Here is a 14,237-nt window from a genome sequence, read left to right on the forward strand (position 1 = left end):
CCGCCCGCGCCCGCCGCCTCAGTCCACCTCGGCCAGCGCCTCCGCGAACTGCGCCGCGTACAGCCGGGCGTACGCGCCCCCGGCGGCCAGCAGCTCCTCGTGCGTGCCCTGCTCGACGATGGAGCCGCTCTCCATGACCAGGATCACGTCGGCGTCCCGGATCGTGGAGAGCCGGTGCGCGATCACGAACGACGTGCGCCCGTGCGCGAGCCGCGCCATCGCCTTCTGGATCAGCACCTCGGTCCGGGTGTCCACCGAGCTGGTCGCCTCGTCCAGGACCAGGATCACCGGGTCGGAGAGGAACGCCCGCGCGATGGTGATCAACTGCTTCTCGCCCGCGCTGACCCCGGTCCCCTCGTCGTCGATCACCGAGTCGTACCCGTCGGGCAGCGTGCGGATGAACCGGTCCGCGTGCGCCGCCCGCGCCGCCTCCTCGACCTCCGCGCGCGTGACCTCGCGCGCGGCGCCGTACGCGATGTTCTCCGCGATCGTCCCCCCGAACAGCCAGGTGTCCTGGAGGACCATGCCGATCGCCGACCGCAGGTCGTCCCGCGACATCCGCGCCACGTCGACCCCGTCCAGCGCTATCCGCCCGCCGGTCACCTCGTAGAACCGCATCAGCAGATTGACCAGCGTGGTCTTGCCCGCACCGGTCGGTCCGACGATGGCGACGGTCTGCCCCGGCTCCACGCTCAGCGACAGGTCCTCGATCAGCGGCTTCTCCGGGTCGTAGCGGAAGGAGACCCCCTCCAGCGAGACCCGGCCCGTCAGCTCCTTCGGACGCTCCGCGTCCACCGGGTCCGCGTCCTGCTCGGGGGCGTCCAGCAGCTCGAAGACGCGCTCCGCCGACGCGATGCCGGACTGCACCAGGTTCGCCATCGAGGCGACCTGCGTCAGCGGCATCGAGAACTGCCGGGAGTACTGGATGAACGCCTGCACGTCACCGATCGACAGCGCGCCCGAGGCGACCCGGAGCCCGCCGACCACGGCGACCAGCACGTAGTTGAGGTTCGAGACGAACATCATCAGCGGCTGCATGATCCCGCTGGCGAACTGCGCCTTGAACCCCGCCTCGTACAGCGCGTCGTTCTGCTCGGCGAAGTCCCTCGCGGACTCCTCCTGCCGGCCGAAGACCTTCACCAGGCTGTGCCCGGTGTACATCTCCTCGACGTGGGCGTTGAGCTTCCCCGTCACCCGCCACTGCTGCACGAACTGCGGCTGCGCCCGCTTGCCGACCCGCGCCGCCACGAACACCGACAACGGGATCGTCACCAGCGCGACCAGGGCCAGCAGCGGCGAGATCCAGAACATCATGATCAGTACGCCGACGATGGTGAGCAGCGAGTTGATGAGCTGGCCCATCGTCTGCTGGAGCGTCTGGGAGATGTTGTCGATGTCGTTCGTCGCCCGGCTCAGCACCTCGCCGCGCTTGGCCCGGTCGAAGTACGACAGCGGCAACCGCGCCAGCTTCGTCTGGAGGTCCTCGCGCAACCGGAACACGATGCGGTTGATCACCCGGACCGACAGGCGCGTCGCCACCAGCATCATCAGCCCGGCCCCGACGTAGACCGCCAGCGCCAGCAGCAGGACGTCGCCCACCGCGCCGAAGTCGATGCCCTCGCCCGGCGTGAAGTCCACCCCCGAGAGCATGTCCGCCAGCGAACCGCTGCCCTTCTCGCGCAGCCCCTCGATCGCCTCCGCCTTGGAGGAGCCCTCGGGCATCCGGCGTCCGACGACCCCCGCGAAGACGAGGTCGGTCGCCCGGCCGAGGATCTTCGGGCCGATCACCGACAGCGCCACGCTGGCCGTCACCGCGCCCAGCATCAGCCACAGCGCGGACTTCTCCCGGCCGAACCGCCTCAGCAGCCGCTTGCCCGAGCCCTTGAAGTCCATCGACCGGTCGGTGGGAGCGCCGCCGGCCATCATCCGTCCGCCCGGACCGGCCATCACGCGGCCTCCGCTTCCGTCAGTTGGGAGAGCACGATCTCCCGGTACGTTTCATTGCCGTCCATCAACGCGTGGTGGGTGCCCGCGCCCACCACCCGGCCGCCGTCCAGCACCAGGATGCGGTCGGCGTCCCGGATCGTGGAGACCCGCTGGGCCACGATCACCACGGTCGCCCCGGCCGTCTCCCGCGCCAGGGCCGCCCGCAGCGCCGCGTCGGTCGCGTAGTCCAGCGCCGAGAACGAGTCGTCGAACAGGTAGATCTCCGGGCGCCGCACCAGCGTCCGGGCGATGGCGAGCCGCTGCCGCTGACCGCCCGACACGTTGGCGCCGCCCTGCGCGATCGGGGCGTCGAGCCCGTGCTCCATGGCCTCGACGAACTCCCTGGCCTGCGCCACCTCCAGGGCGTGCCACAGCTCCTCGTCGCTCGCGTCCGGGTTCCCGTACCGCAGGTTGGTCGCCACGGTCCCCGAGAAGAGGTACGGCTTCTGCGGCACCAGGCCCACCGTCCTCGCCAGCAGCACCGGGTCCAGCGTCCGCACGTCCTCGCCGTCGACCAGCACCTCGCCGGCCGTCACGTCGAACAGCCGGGGCACCAGGCCGAGCAGCGTGGACTTCCCGCTGCCCGTCGACCCGATGACCGCCGTCGTCTCGCCGGGCCGGGCCACCAGGTCCACCTCGCGCAGCACCGGCTCCTCGGCGCCGGGGAAGCGGAACTCCGCGCCGCGCAGCTCCAGATGACCGTGCCGGCGCAGCTCGGTGACCGGCGCGACGGGCGGCACCACGCTCGAATCGGTCCCCAGGACCTCCTCGATGCGCTCGGCGCACACCTCGGCGCGCGGGACCATCATGAACATGAACGTGGCCATCATCACGGCCATCACGATCTGCATCAGGTAGGCGAGGAACGCGGTCAGCGCACCGATCTGCATCCCGCCGCCGTCGATGCGGTGCGCGCCGAACCAGACGACCGCGATCGACGACAGGTTGACCACCGTCATCACCGTCGGGAACATCAGGGCCATCAGCCGCCCGGTCGCCAGCGACACGTCGGTCAGCTCGGTGTTCGCGCCCCGGAACCGCTCCTCCTCGTACCCGTCCCGGACGAAGGCCCGGATGACGCGGTTGCCGGTGATCTGCTCGCGCAGCACCCGGTTCACCCCGTCCAACCGCTCCTGCATCGTGCGGAACAGCGGCCGCATCCTCCTCACGATGAGGCTCACCGAGACGCCGAGCACCGGCACCACCGCCAGCAGCACCGCCGACAGCGGCACGTCCTGGCCGAGCGCCATCAGGATGCCGCCGACGCACATGATCGGGGCCGACACCATCAGCGTGAACGCCATCAGCACCAGCGTCTGGATCTGCTGGACGTCGTTGGTGGTCCGGGTGATCAGCGTGGGCGCCCCGAACCGCCCCAGCTCGCGCGCGGAGAAGGACTGCACCCGGTCGAAGACGGCGGCCCGCACGTCGCGCCCGAGCGCGGAGGCGGTCCGGGCCCCGTAGTACACGGCGCCGACGTTGCAGAGGACCTGGAAGACGCTGACGGCGATCATGATGCCGCCGAACTCCAGGATGTAGCCCGTATCGCCCACGACCACGCCGTTGTCGATGATGTCCGCGTTGAGGCTGGGCAGATACAGGGTGGCGCAGGTCTGGAGCAACTGGAGCAGGACCAGCAGCACGATGGGTTTCTTGTACGGGCCCAGGTGGGACCGCAGGAGTTTTATGAGCACACGGGTCTCTCGGAGTCGGCGGAGGGCAGGGAGCCGCCTCAGTTTCGCGTACGCCGTACTCGCGGGCGAACGCTTTTCCCCAAGCTCAGGTCAAGGCTGGGTCACGCCCGCGTGCGCGGCGCGTTGCGACCCCCCGCGCCCCGCAGCCCGCGCGACGGGCACCCCCCGCGCGGGCTCGGGCTCACTCCGGGTGCGCGCCGCCGAAGGCTCCGGGATGGATCTGGTCGCGGGTGGCCCCGTACTGCTGACGCACCGCCCGCCCGGCCGCCGACTCCTCGCCGGGCTCCAGCACCTGGGCGGCCGCGCCCTGCCACGGCGGGGGAGTGCGCGGGTCCAGGGAGCCCTGGGAGACCCCCAGCGCCCAGGCCGCCTGCCGCGCCGCGCCGATCGCCGCGTACTGGGCGGGCTGCGGCACCACGACCTGCGTGCCGAACACGGCCGGGGCCAGCGCCTGCACGGCCGGAAGCTCGGCGGCCGCGCCCAGCAGGAACACCCGGCGCACCTCCACCCCGCGCCCGCGCAGCACGTCCAGGGCGTCGGCCAGCGAGCACAACATGCCCTCGAACGCGGCCCGCGCCAAGTGCTCGGGCTTCATCGACTCGCGCCGCAGCCCGGTCAGGGTGCCCGCGGCGAGGGGGAGGCGCGGCGTGCGCTCGCCCTCCAGATACGGCAGCAGCACCAGCCCGGACGCGCCGGGCGTCGACTTCAGCGCGAGCGCCGAGAGCTCGTCGAGCCCGTCCGCGCCCAGCATCTCGGCGGTGCCGCGCAACGTCCGTACGGCATTGGAGGTGTGCACCACCGGCAGGTGCATACCGGTGGCGTCGGCGAACGAGGTGATCATCCCGTCCGGATCGGCGAGGGCCTCGTGGTGGACCGCCATGACGGACCCGGAGGCCCCCAGCGAGACCACGGCGTCGCCCACCGCGACCCCGAGCCCGAAGGCCGCGGCCATCGTCTCGCCGGTGCCCGCGGAGATCAGCAGCCCCTCGGGCGTCGTCCCGGCGGAGTCGGCGGGGCCGAGCACCTCGGGCAGGGCGGCGGTGTGGCCGAGGGCCAGCTCCACCAGGTCGGGCCGGTAGGAGGCGGAGCCGGCCGACCAGTAGCCGGTGCCGGAGGCCGCGCCCCGGTCGGTGGTCCGGCGGGCGGGCCGCCCCAGGAGCTGCCACACCAGCCAGTCGTGCGGCTGGAGCACGGCGGCGACCTGTCGGGCGTTCTCCGGCTCGTGCCGCGCCATCCAGCGCAGCTTCGCCACCGGCTGAGCGGCCTGCGGCACCGCCCCGACCGCCTCGGCCCAGGGCTGCCGCCCGCCCAGCGCGTCGACCAGCTCCACCGCGGCGGCCTGCGCCCGCCGGTCGTTGCCGAGCAGGGCGGGACGTACGAGATTGCCCTGCCGGTCCAACGGCAGGAGGCCGTGCTGCTGGGCGGAGACCCCGATGGCCTGCACGCCTTCGAGCAGCCCGCCGGAGGCCGCCTCACCGAGCGAGAGCAGCCAGGCCTGCGGATCGACCTCGGCGGCCTTGGCCTCGACCGGATGGGCGGCGTACCCCTGGCGCAGCACGGCGCCCGTGTCCGTGTCGCAGACGACGATGTGAGTGAAGGCGGAAGAACTGTCCAACCCCGCGACTATGCCCATGGGGAGATTCTGCCGCACCTCGGGGTGATTCCCGCAACCGCCGCCGGACGCGGGGCGACGCCGGGCTCTTCCGTTCGGACCGTGCCGCACCCGGCGGGCCCGGCCTGATCCGAACGAGGGGCTCTAGGTGTTGGTGGTCCCCCAGTCGTCCGTGCCGTTCCGCCCGCTCCGCTCCCGCAGCGACCGGACCCGCTCGGCCACGGAGACCGGCACCCGGTCGCCGACCTTGTCGCTCACCGAGTGGTACGCCTTGCCGGCGATGTCCCGCCCGCTGTGCGCGGCGCTCTCGGCGGCGTTGCGCACGGCGGGGTTCTCCGTGAACCGCCGGGCCGACTTCCTCAACTGCTCGTAACGCTCGCGCCCGGCTCGCGTGCCGAGCACGTAACCGAGGGCCACTCCGGCGATGAACGTGAGCCGGTACCGCATGGCTGCCACCCTTCCTACGCTTGGTGCGACGTGTGCAGCCCGCCTACCCGCAGAGCCCGAGATCACCCCGAGCGAGACCGATTGGCGGAGCACCCCCCTGCTTGCGCTAATGTATGTGTCGCAGCGAACGCGCGCCGCCCGGCAGCCGCCAGGCAGGTAGGTTTTCGCAGCACCGCAGCAATCCCCTGTAGCTCAATTGGCAGAGCAGCCGGCTGTTAACCGGCAGGTTACTGGTTCGAGTCCAGTCGGGGGAGCGCGATCCCCTGTAGCTCAATTGGCAGAGCATTCGGCTGTTAACCGGAGGGTTACTGGTTCGAGTCCAGTCGGGGGAGCGATGCGGGAGAGGGCCCTTCGGGGTCCTTTTTCGTGTGCCCGCCACCGGCGCCGCCGGGGCCCGCGGACCACTCTTTCGAGTCTCCGCGGCCCCGCCCGGAACCGGGCGGCGGGCAGCGCAGTCCTCAAGATCAGGCGTGGCCGACCACCCGAGGCGAGAGATCGTATGACCGGCTATGCTGCGGCAGACGGTGCGCACACATGTACGCGCCACGCCGAAAAGGGGCGGTAGCTCAGCCGGTTAGAGCAGCGGACTCATAATCCGTCGGCCGTGGGTTCGAGTCCCACCCGCCCCACCATCACGGTGACTGGCAGGAACGTTCCTACCAGCATCGGAGCGCCCCAAGTGGTTTAGACCACAGTGGGGCGCTTCTGCGTTTCAGGGGCCCTGCGTGAGCGGTGCGTGAGCGGATGTGTCGCCAGACCTCGACCGCCGGGCACGGGGGACGACCGACTCGGCCTTCCTCGCCACCTCCTGGTCGACCTGGGGCAGCAGGCTCGTATACGTGTCGCCGGCCAACTGGATCGTCCCGTGCCGCAGCGTCTCCTTGATGGCGTGCAGGTCCCCGCCGCCCGCGTGGATCAGCGTCGCCGCCACATGCCGCAGGTCCCGCAGGTTGATCGGGGGCAGGTCCGCCTCCCGCGTCAGGCGACGGAACACGTCCGACACCTTCTCCGGGTGCAGCCACGTCCCGTCCTCCTGGACGAACACCTTCCCGGTGTCCGTCCACGGCAGCCGCTTCTCCTCGCACACCGCCCGCTCCAGAGCCTGACGCTCCCGGTGCTCGCGCAGCGTCTCCACCATGGCGGGGCCCAGGGCGATGACGGCCTGGCTGTCCTCCGTCTTCGGGAGGCTCTCCACCGGCGTCCACCCGTCCTGAATGATGGTCTTGGAGACGCGCAGGGTGCCGTTCGCCAAGTCGATGTCGGCCCAGGCCTGCCCGACCGCCTCACCGCGGCGAAGCCCCCGGAACGCGATGAGGCAGAACAGGGCGTACAGCCGGTCCTGCTCGGCGTGGTCGAGAAACTGGCCCACCTGCACGGGCGTCCACACCATCACCCCTGACGGCTTCTCACCCGTAGCCCGCCACCTCTCGACGTGCTCGGTTGTCCACAGCAGGGCCTTCGGCCGCTTCCCCGATGCCAACTCCACGTGCGAGGCCGGATTGAACGTCAGCATCTGGTTCGAGATCGCCGTGTTCAGCGCGGAGCGCAGCGTCGCCCGAATCCGCTGCTGAGTCGCCGGCCCCGTGACCCGACGGTAGGGAGGCATCGCGGCGAGCTTCTCCCGCTCGGCGGCCAGGCGCCCGGTCTCCGACTCCGGTGGCCGGGATCTCTTCCCCCACGTCGCCCGCCGCTCCTGCTCGCGCCGCTCCGCGTTCTCCGCCTCGATGACCTCGTTGGCGTCGTTGATCGCGTCGAACATCTCCACCAGGTGCCCGACGTTCAGCCGGTCCAGTTGGAGGTGCCCGATGCGGGGGCGCAGGTGGACACGTATGTGGGAGGCGTAACCGGTGAGCGTCGTCTTGCGTCGGCGCTTCGCCTCCAGCCACTCGTCCAGCCAGTCCCCGACGGTTAGGCGGCTGGTGAGGGACTGCCCGGCACGGAAGCGGCGCCGTGTCTGCTCCAGGTCGGGCAGCGGCGCCTTCTTGTCCTTGCTGACGTTCTCCAGCAGGTCCCCGATGCGGACCTGGCCGTCGGCGTCGTCCCCGTCGGGGAGGTCGAGGAGGGCGCGGACCCGGTCGAGGTCCTCCTGCGCCTTCTTCGCGGTCTCGTACCCGGAGCGGGAGAACGACCGGCGGGTGCCGTCGCCGCGGGCGGGCAGCTCCTGGCGTACCGCGTAGACCCCGTGCCGGCGCGACGACAACTGCGGGCACGCCTTGCCCAGCACCTTGCCGTCATCGTCCCGGCAGTAGCAACGACGGTACGTCGAACCCTTCATGGGTTACTCCCTGCTGGTTTGGCTTGAATGCTCCCGATCATAGAGATCGACCAGAGCGTTGCCATCCAACCCCAGGTACTCGGCGAGAACTCGGATCACACCGCGGGCATAGACGTCAGGAGCGGCCTTGCTAGTGCGGGCAAAACTAAAGTCCTCTGCCTCAATTGCCGCGATTACATCGGATCGAAGTCGAGTAGCGGCCGCTACCTCCTCGATACCTAGAAGCAACTCGTGTCGGCGGCTTCGTAGAGCGTGACCGATTGAATTATGGGCTGCCTCTAGAAGCCGCAATCTTGTCTGCGTCAGGTGCAGTTGAGTTCGAGCGTGCATTTCTCGCTCTTCTCGCTGCCTCCGGGCCATCGAGGCCGCCGCGACCTTCTGTTGTGCCTGATCAGCAGCTTCTTTTGCCTCGTTCTCTCTCTGTACCGCCTCGTGAGTTTCGCGCGCCATGTAAGCAATGGCCAGCTCAAGACTATCGATCGAAGCCCGGAGTTGGTCGGCGGTCTCCGGTGCCTTGCGGAATGGCTGTCGCTTCTTCACGTCTTCACTGGAGTACAGCTCCGGAACTGTCGTCTCTAGTGCGCGGGCAAGGGCCTCGGCCTCCGCGAATTTGAGCGACCTGTGCCCGGACTCCAATTTCGCGATCGTCTGTTGATACAGCGGCACCCCTAGGGCGTTGGCGCGCTGCGCCAGGTCGCCCTGCGATAGCCCCATCTCAATCCGCCGAGTCCGAACGCGGCGAAGGAACAGCTTCTCCACCTCGTCGGGGGCCGGTACCGAGTCTTCAGCGTCCAACGCAATCAACACCTTTCATGCAGGGCACGCTACACGCTGACGTTGTGTGTTGCCAGTACGCCATCATCGGGTACATACTCGTGGTGTCCAGCCCGCCTACAGCGTGAGGGGGTTGAGCGGTGTCCATGCTGCTCACCAACGGCGGAAGCGAGTACCTAACCACGGCTGACGTGGCCGCCAGGTACCGCACAGCCGCCAGCACGGTTCGCTACTGGCGACACATCGGCTACGGCCCGAAGGGCGTCAAGGTCGGACGCCGCATCCTCTACTCCCAGGCCGAGATCGAGCGTTTCGAGCGCTCGCTCGCCGACAAGCAGACCGAAAAGACCGCGTGACGGCCGGCCTCTCGGTCGCCGAGATCCTCGACCTGCCCGCGCTCGTCCCCCTGTGGCCGACCGTCGGGAAAGCGCTCGGCCTCGCCGAGTCCACCACCTACCAGTTGGCCGCCGAGAACCGTCTCCCCGGCGACCTGGAGGTCATCCGCCTCGGCCGACGCCGAGTCGTGCGGACCGTCGATCTCCACCGATTCCTCCGGCTCACCCCGGAAAACAGCGAAGCCGTCGCGGCGGCCACCGCAACGGCTTCGAACGAGCACTCCGTCCCCACCGCATGAACAGCAAGAAAGCGAGGCACTCAATGACGAGTGTAAGCAACGCCGAGCAGGACCGACAGGCGGCACCCGGACAGACGGAATCGGTCATAACCCGGAGCACGGCCACCGTCGCGCAGATCATGAACCTGCCCCTCGACCAGGTCCTCACCGCCCTGGACATCACCGTCTTCGAGTCGTCGATCACCGACACCAACTTCTACGGCGGCGTCCACATCGGCAACGGCGGGAAGACCACCATCCTCACCTCGCCCGGCCGGGACCACCGCGTCACCGACACTCTCGTCCGGTACCTCATCGCGAAGACCCTCGACCTCGACGTCAGCGGCCTCCCCGCCCCGTTCGAGGTCCAGTTCACCGACATCACCGAGCAGGCCCGCGACGCCTGGGTCAAGGCGGTCAGCGCATGACCGAGACCACCACCGCGGCGGCCCAGGACAAACTGGGCCGCCCGGCCTCGGGCTGCCTCATCCCCGGTTGCGACGGCCACTGGCACTACGACGACACCTGCTCGGTCGAGCTCGGCCAGGTGACCTTCGACGACGGCGCCGTGCTTCCCGTTGAGTACGTCGCGATCACCGGCCACCGGCCGTACATCGTCGCCTTCGGCTACTCGCAGCACTCCGTCAACCTGCGCCGCCACATGACCCGCCCCCAGCAGGTCCGTGACTTGGCCGAGCAGATGCGCGACCTCGCCGACCAGCTCGACCTCGCCGCCGACCAGCTCGCTGGAGGCCAGGCATGACCGGAATGGACATCCCTGGCCGACCGCCCGGAGTCACTCACGGCGACGCCGCCTACTGGGCGCGCATCCGCCGCATCGTCGACGCCGCGCCGCCCCTGTCCGACCAACAGCGCGCGACCATCCGCGCCGCACTCACCCAGCCGGCCACGCCGAAGGAGAAGGCAGCATGACCGAACGCCGCCCCGGCCAGTGGCCGGCCGTCGCCTCCACTGCACTCCCGCAGTCGCACGAGCAGGGTGAACAGCACCTCGCGTACACCGCCGAGCAGGCCCGCTTCCACCTGGTCCTCGACTCCATTCGCGCCGACTTGGAGGCCCAGCCCAGCCAGGTCTGCCGCCACGCCGCGAAGCGCCGGTGGATCAACGCCGTCGTCGCTCTCGCCGACGAGATCGACCAACGGCTGCGCAACACCGGGTGACCCAACCAGGCCGGGGTGCCCCCACACCCCGGCCCTCTTCGGCCACCCCAACCCAGCTCGCAGAAGAGAGCACGTTCGTGAACGACACAATCGCCTTCAACAGGCTCGCCGACCTCCTCGGCAGCATGGGCGAACCCACCCGGTACCGAGGCGGAGCCATCCGCACCAGGGGCATCTGCCACAACGGCACGGCCGACGACAGCGTCGCCATCCGCCGGGGCAACAACAACAACGTCGTCGTCTGGTGCCACGTCTGCCAGGGCAACGCCGACTTCCTCACCGCGATCGGCTGGACCGAAGCCGACTGCTACGACGAGCCGCTCCCGCAGGAAGAGCGCCGCCAGCAGCGGCCCGCCGACGACACGTGGATCCCCTGCCGCGACCGCGACCACAAGCGCACTGCCCAGTACGCCTACCGGGACGAGAACGGTCGCACCGTCCACGGCGTCACCCGGTGCGACCACAAGTGCTTCGCCCAGTGGCGGCCCGACGACACCACGAAGTCCGGGCGCCGCTGGTCCCTCAACGACAAGGAAGGCAACCGCCTTGTCCGCGTCGTCCCCTACCGGCTGCCCGAGCTGATCGCCGCGAAGGAGAGCGACCGGGTCATCTGGATCGCCGAAGGGGAGAAGGACGTTCACGCCCTCGTCGACCACGGCCTGGCCGCCACGTGCAACGCCGCCGGCGCCGGACGCTGGACCACCGAGCACGCGCAGTTCCTGGAAGGGGCCGACGTCACCATCGTCGCCGACCGCGACGAGCCCGGACAGAAGCACGCCCTCCACGTCGTCGACACCCTGCGCGGCCTGGCCCGCTCCGTGTACGTCGTCCAGGCCCGCACCGGCAAGGACGCCGCCGACCACTTCGCCGCCGGGCACCACGACACCGACTTCGACCAGGTGTGGGCACCCATCCCGTACCCCAGCGACCCGGCGGTGGCCGCGTGACAACCGCACCCCGGTGGAAGTCGAACGTCGCACCCCCCACGTGGGACCAGGGCGTCCACCCGGAGGACCTGCTCGACTGGGAAGAGCCAGTCCCGCTGGACCCGCCACCCGCACCCTCACTCGACCCCACCCGACTGCGCGACATCGGCACAATGGCACAGGCCGTGTCTGACAGCCTCCAGGTCCCCGTAGACCTGCCCGCCTGGCTAGGCATGGCCGTCGCATCCACGGCGATTGGGGGCCGCCGATCTGTCAGCCCCAAGCCGGACTGGTCCGAGCCCGTCACCCTGTACACGATGCCCGTGGCCGCGCCCGGCGAGATGAAGTCACCGGCGCTCGGGCTCATGGCCAAGCCCATCTTCGAGGAACAGAAGCGGCGCCGCATCGAGGACACGTCGGCCGTTGCCCGCGACCAGCAGGACCGGCGCATCGCTGAAGCCTGCGTGGCCGACGCCGAGTCGAAAGTCATCAAGGCCAGCGACCCAGCGAAACGGAAGAACGCGCGGGCACTCCTCGACGCGGCCCGCGACGAACTCGAAGCGCTTGGCGAGCCACGGACGTTCACCCAGCTAATTGCCGACGACACCACCCCGGAAGCGGCGGCCGACCTCATCGCCCAGCAGGGCGAGCGGCTGGCCATCCTCTCCACCGAGAGCTCCTTCCTCGGCAACGTCGGCGGCCGGTACAGCAAGAACGCCAACCCCGAGATCGTCCTCAAGGCGTGGAGCCACGAGCCGCACGCCGTGAACCGGAAGAGCGGGCAACCGCTCCTTCTTGAACGCCCCAGCCTGACCCTAGGCTTGGCCGTCCAGCCGGGGTTCCTCACCGGCATGGGTGAGACCGGCGACGTGTTCCAGGCCCGCGGCCTGATGGCCCGGTTCATCTTCTCCATGCCCACCAGCAGGGTCGGCGACCGGGTCTACGACACCGACCCCATCCCGCCCGCGATCAGCCAGGCGTGGGCCGCGCGGGTCAAGGCCATGATGTCGACGATCTGGGACAGCGACGAGCCGCTGGAGATGCAGCTCGACGCCAAGGCCAAGGAGTCCTTCCGCGCGTTCTGGGAGACGCTGGAGCCCCGGCACAAGGCGCACGGCGACCTGTCCTCGATCGAGGGCTGGGCCAAGAAGCTGCCCGGCCAGGTCCTGCGGATCGCCGCGGTGCTCACGCTGTTCGACAACCCCGAAGCGCTGGTCGTGCCGGGCGACGTGATGGACGACGCCGTGTCGCTCGTCCCGTATCTGATCTCTCACGCTCGGCTCGTCGCCGACCTGATGTCGGCCGAGCGCCAGTCGAAGCTGGGTCCCGCCCGCGCGGTCCTGGACTGGCTGCGCCGCAAGGACATCGAGGGCCGCTTCTCGGCAGGTGATGTCGAGAAGGGCGTGCGGGGTCAGGCGTGGTGCACGGAGATGGCTGACGTCAACGACGCGCTCGACCTGCTCGCGCGCTCGGGGTGGGTGCGGCAGATCGACCCACCCGAGCGGAAAGAGGGTCAGCGAGGCCGCCCGCAGAAGCCGCGCTTCGTGACGCATCCGGACGTAACGAGCAAGGGGAGCCGGGTTATCTCCATTAATTCCACGCCTCGCGGTGCGGCGTAGCGGGCCCCTGCTTTACCTCCAGAACTCTCCGTAAGCCTATTTTCAACTAAATATTACTCTGCGTAATCAATGGGGCTGGGTCTCGTCACTCAGCCCAGCCCCACGCCTCCCACCTTGAACGTCCCCATCGCATGGAATTAATGGAGGAAAGCCTGATGTCCGAGCTTGACCACTGGCAGGACCGGCTCACGATGGCCGCCCACACCCTCGTCGGCGCGCACGCCGACCTCCGGGTCCGCGGCTACGACAAAGAACCCGACCTCACCGCTGCCGCCCTCGACGACATCGAAGCCCTGGTCCGCGACCTCCGCGCCGCGAAGTTCGGGGCCGACGGAGACGCCGCCCACGGGCGGGTCGACCTCATCGAAGAGGCCAACCTCTACAGCGACCACACCTGCAGCTGCCCGTACTGCCTCCACGCCGAACCGGTGGAGCCGGCAGTCGAGCCTCTCGGTGTCATCACCATCAGCGCCTGACCGCACGACGGGCCGGCCCCGCGGATATCGGGCCCGGCCACCCACCCAGCATCCCAGGTGGTGACAGTGTCACCACCTTGCCCCGAAGGAGATCCCCATGGCAGGCGAGACCACGATCACGATCGTCGGCAACCTGGTCGACGACCCCGAGCTGCGCTTCACCCCGGCCGGTACCGCCGTCGCGAGATTCCGGGTGGCGTCCACCCCCCGCGTCTTCAGCAAGACGACCAACGAGTGGGAGGACGGCGAAGGCCTGTTCCTGACCTGCTCTGTGTGGCGGCAGCAGGCCGAGAACGCGGCCGAGACTCTGAAGCGCGGGATGCGGGTCATCGTGCAGGGCCGGCTGAAGCAGCGGTCGTATGAGGACCGCGAGCAGGTGAAGCGCACCGTGTACGAGATCGACGTCGAGGAGGTCGGCCCGTCGTTGCTGCGCGCCTCGGCCGCGGTCACGAAGAACCCGTCCGGGAACGCCGGCCAGGCGCAGGGCGACGCGTGGGCCGGGGCCAAGCCCGCCGGTCAGCAGCAGCCCCCGCAGCAGGGCGGGTGGGGCAGCAATCAACCCGCGGCCGCAGTTGCGCCGCGGGGGTCGGCGGCGCCCGCGGCGGGCTACTCCGACGAGCCGCCCTTCTGATCG

The 14,237-nt window shown here is 69.8% G+C and carries 16 protein-coding genes and 3 tRNA genes; 13 read left to right on the forward strand and 6 right to left on the reverse strand.

The genetic code is table 11. From position 1 onward, the window contains the following. Positions 1-18 precede the first annotated feature (18 nt). The 4 genes from ACZ6EJ_RS04730 to ACZ6EJ_RS04745 all read right to left on the reverse strand — a co-directional run bounded on the left by ACZ6EJ_RS04730 (position 19) and on the right by ACZ6EJ_RS04745 (position 5,739). Positions 19-1,947 (reverse strand): ABC transporter ATP-binding protein, encoded by a 1,929-nt coding sequence (locus ACZ6EJ_RS04730; protein ID WP_469264616.1) that lies wholly within the window; start codon positions 1,945-1,947, stop codon positions 19-21. Continuing rightward, a complete protein-coding gene (locus ACZ6EJ_RS04735) occupies positions 1,947-3,680 on the reverse strand; it encodes an ABC transporter ATP-binding protein (RefSeq protein ID WP_469264617.1) in 1,734 nt (577 codons plus the stop codon). The genes ACZ6EJ_RS04730 and ACZ6EJ_RS04735 overlap by 1 nt, the downstream gene beginning before the upstream one ends. Before the next feature lie 181 nt (positions 3,681-3,861). Then, positions 3,862-5,313, reverse strand: a complete 1,452-nt coding sequence (locus ACZ6EJ_RS04740; protein ID WP_469264618.1) for an FGGY family carbohydrate kinase — start codon at positions 5,311-5,313, stop codon at positions 3,862-3,864. A gap of 123 nt (positions 5,314-5,436) precedes the next feature. Next, complete coding sequence (locus ACZ6EJ_RS04745) at positions 5,437-5,739, reverse strand: YtxH domain-containing protein (RefSeq protein WP_469264783.1); 303 nt, start codon at positions 5,737-5,739, stop codon at positions 5,437-5,439. Between the two features lie 181 nt (positions 5,740-5,920). Between ACZ6EJ_RS04745 and ACZ6EJ_RS04750 the strand changes: the two genes are divergently transcribed. The 3 genes from ACZ6EJ_RS04750 to ACZ6EJ_RS04760 all read left to right on the forward strand — a co-directional run bounded on the left by ACZ6EJ_RS04750 (position 5,921) and on the right by ACZ6EJ_RS04760 (position 6,371). After that, positions 5,921-5,993, forward strand: a tRNA-Asn gene (locus tag ACZ6EJ_RS04750). 5 nt (positions 5,994-5,998) lie between these two features. Next, positions 5,999-6,071, forward strand: a tRNA-Asn gene (locus tag ACZ6EJ_RS04755). Positions 6,072-6,294: 223 nt separating this feature from the next. Next, positions 6,295-6,371 (forward strand) — tRNA-Ile (locus tag ACZ6EJ_RS04760). Positions 6,372-6,451: 80 nt separating this feature from the next. Here the strand turns inward: ACZ6EJ_RS04760 and ACZ6EJ_RS04765 are convergent. Further along, entirely contained in the window at positions 6,452-8,014 is a 1,563-nt protein-coding gene (locus ACZ6EJ_RS04765; protein ID WP_469264619.1) for a site-specific integrase, read from the reverse strand. A 3-nt stretch (positions 8,015-8,017) separates the two neighbouring features. Beyond that, on the reverse strand, positions 8,018-8,809 hold the full coding sequence (locus tag ACZ6EJ_RS04770) for a helix-turn-helix domain-containing protein (RefSeq protein WP_469264620.1): 792 nt from the start codon (positions 8,807-8,809) through the stop codon (positions 8,018-8,020). A gap of 125 nt (positions 8,810-8,934) precedes the next feature. Between ACZ6EJ_RS04770 and ACZ6EJ_RS04775 the strand changes: the two genes are divergently transcribed. The 10 genes from ACZ6EJ_RS04775 to ACZ6EJ_RS04820 all read left to right on the forward strand — a co-directional run bounded on the left by ACZ6EJ_RS04775 (position 8,935) and on the right by ACZ6EJ_RS04820 (position 14,234). Continuing rightward, a complete protein-coding gene (locus ACZ6EJ_RS04775; RefSeq protein WP_469264784.1) occupies positions 8,935-9,144 on the forward strand; it encodes a helix-turn-helix transcriptional regulator in 210 nt (69 codons plus the stop codon). Continuing rightward, positions 9,141-9,422, forward strand: a complete 282-nt coding sequence (locus tag ACZ6EJ_RS04780) for a helix-turn-helix domain-containing protein (protein WP_469264621.1) — start codon at positions 9,141-9,143, stop codon at positions 9,420-9,422. Before ACZ6EJ_RS04775 ends, ACZ6EJ_RS04780 begins: the two co-directional genes overlap by 4 nt. A 23-nt stretch (positions 9,423-9,445) precedes the next feature. After that, entirely contained in the window at positions 9,446-9,829 is a 384-nt protein-coding gene (locus tag ACZ6EJ_RS04785; protein ID WP_469264622.1) for a hypothetical protein, read from the forward strand. Next, entirely contained in the window at positions 9,826-10,164 is a 339-nt protein-coding gene (locus tag ACZ6EJ_RS04790; RefSeq protein WP_469264623.1) for a hypothetical protein, read from the forward strand. The genes ACZ6EJ_RS04785 and ACZ6EJ_RS04790 overlap by 4 nt, the downstream gene beginning before the upstream one ends. Then, positions 10,161-10,334 carry a hypothetical protein gene (locus tag ACZ6EJ_RS04795; RefSeq protein WP_469264624.1) on the forward strand — a complete coding sequence of 58 codons (174 nt, stop codon included), beginning with the start codon at positions 10,161-10,163 and terminating at the stop codon, positions 10,332-10,334. Before ACZ6EJ_RS04790 ends, ACZ6EJ_RS04795 begins: the two co-directional genes overlap by 4 nt. Continuing rightward, the gene (locus ACZ6EJ_RS04800) at positions 10,331-10,582 is read left to right on the forward strand and encodes a hypothetical protein (protein WP_469264625.1); all 252 of its coding nucleotides are present in this window, start codon (positions 10,331-10,333) and stop codon (positions 10,580-10,582) included. Before ACZ6EJ_RS04795 ends, ACZ6EJ_RS04800 begins: the two co-directional genes overlap by 4 nt. Before the next feature lie 77 nt (positions 10,583-10,659). Continuing rightward, positions 10,660-11,529, forward strand: coding sequence for a toprim domain-containing protein (locus ACZ6EJ_RS04805; RefSeq protein ID WP_469264626.1), 870 nt, complete (start codon positions 10,660-10,662; stop codon positions 11,527-11,529). A gap of 164 nt (positions 11,530-11,693) precedes the next feature. After that, positions 11,694-13,127 (forward strand): YfjI family protein, encoded by a 1,434-nt coding sequence (locus ACZ6EJ_RS04810; RefSeq protein ID WP_469264627.1) that lies wholly within the window; start codon positions 11,694-11,696, stop codon positions 13,125-13,127. A gap of 155 nt (positions 13,128-13,282) precedes the next feature. Beyond that, positions 13,283-13,603: a hypothetical protein gene (locus ACZ6EJ_RS04815; protein ID WP_469264633.1), complete on the forward strand. Its 321-nt coding sequence runs from the start codon at positions 13,283-13,285 to the stop codon at positions 13,601-13,603. A gap of 97 nt (positions 13,604-13,700) precedes the next feature. Continuing rightward, on the forward strand, positions 13,701-14,234 hold the full coding sequence (locus ACZ6EJ_RS04820; protein WP_469264634.1) for a single-stranded DNA-binding protein: 534 nt from the start codon (positions 13,701-13,703) through the stop codon (positions 14,232-14,234). Positions 14,235-14,237: the final 3 nt, after the last annotated feature.

The organism is Streptomyces sp. NPDC041970 (assembly GCF_055588985.1).

Coding starts and splice junctions, on each gene's coding strand:
- ACZ6EJ_RS04785 (WP_469264622.1), top strand. CDS start 9,446: ATGACGAGTGTAAGCAACGCCGAGCAGGACCGACAGGCGGCACCCGGA.
- ACZ6EJ_RS04765 (WP_469264619.1), bottom strand. CDS start 8,014: ATGAAGGGTTCGACGTACCGTCGTTGCTACTGCCGGGACGATGACGGC.
- ACZ6EJ_RS04790 (WP_469264623.1), top strand. CDS start 9,826: ATGACCGAGACCACCACCGCGGCGGCCCAGGACAAACTGGGCCGCCCG.
- ACZ6EJ_RS04795 (WP_469264624.1), top strand. CDS start 10,161: ATGACCGGAATGGACATCCCTGGCCGACCGCCCGGAGTCACTCACGGC.
- ACZ6EJ_RS04800 (WP_469264625.1), top strand. CDS start 10,331: ATGACCGAACGCCGCCCCGGCCAGTGGCCGGCCGTCGCCTCCACTGCA.
- ACZ6EJ_RS04815 (WP_469264633.1), top strand. CDS start 13,283: ATGTCCGAGCTTGACCACTGGCAGGACCGGCTCACGATGGCCGCCCAC.
- ACZ6EJ_RS04740 (WP_469264618.1), bottom strand. CDS start 5,313: ATGGGCATAGTCGCGGGGTTGGACAGTTCTTCCGCCTTCACTCACATC.
- ACZ6EJ_RS04775 (WP_469264784.1), top strand. CDS start 8,935: ATGCTGCTCACCAACGGCGGAAGCGAGTACCTAACCACGGCTGACGTG.
- ACZ6EJ_RS04745 (WP_469264783.1), bottom strand. CDS start 5,739: ATGCGGTACCGGCTCACGTTCATCGCCGGAGTGGCCCTCGGTTACGTG.
- ACZ6EJ_RS04820 (WP_469264634.1), top strand. CDS start 13,701: ATGGCAGGCGAGACCACGATCACGATCGTCGGCAACCTGGTCGACGAC.
- ACZ6EJ_RS04730 (WP_469264616.1), bottom strand. CDS start 1,947: ATGGCCGGTCCGGGCGGACGGATGATGGCCGGCGGCGCTCCCACCGAC.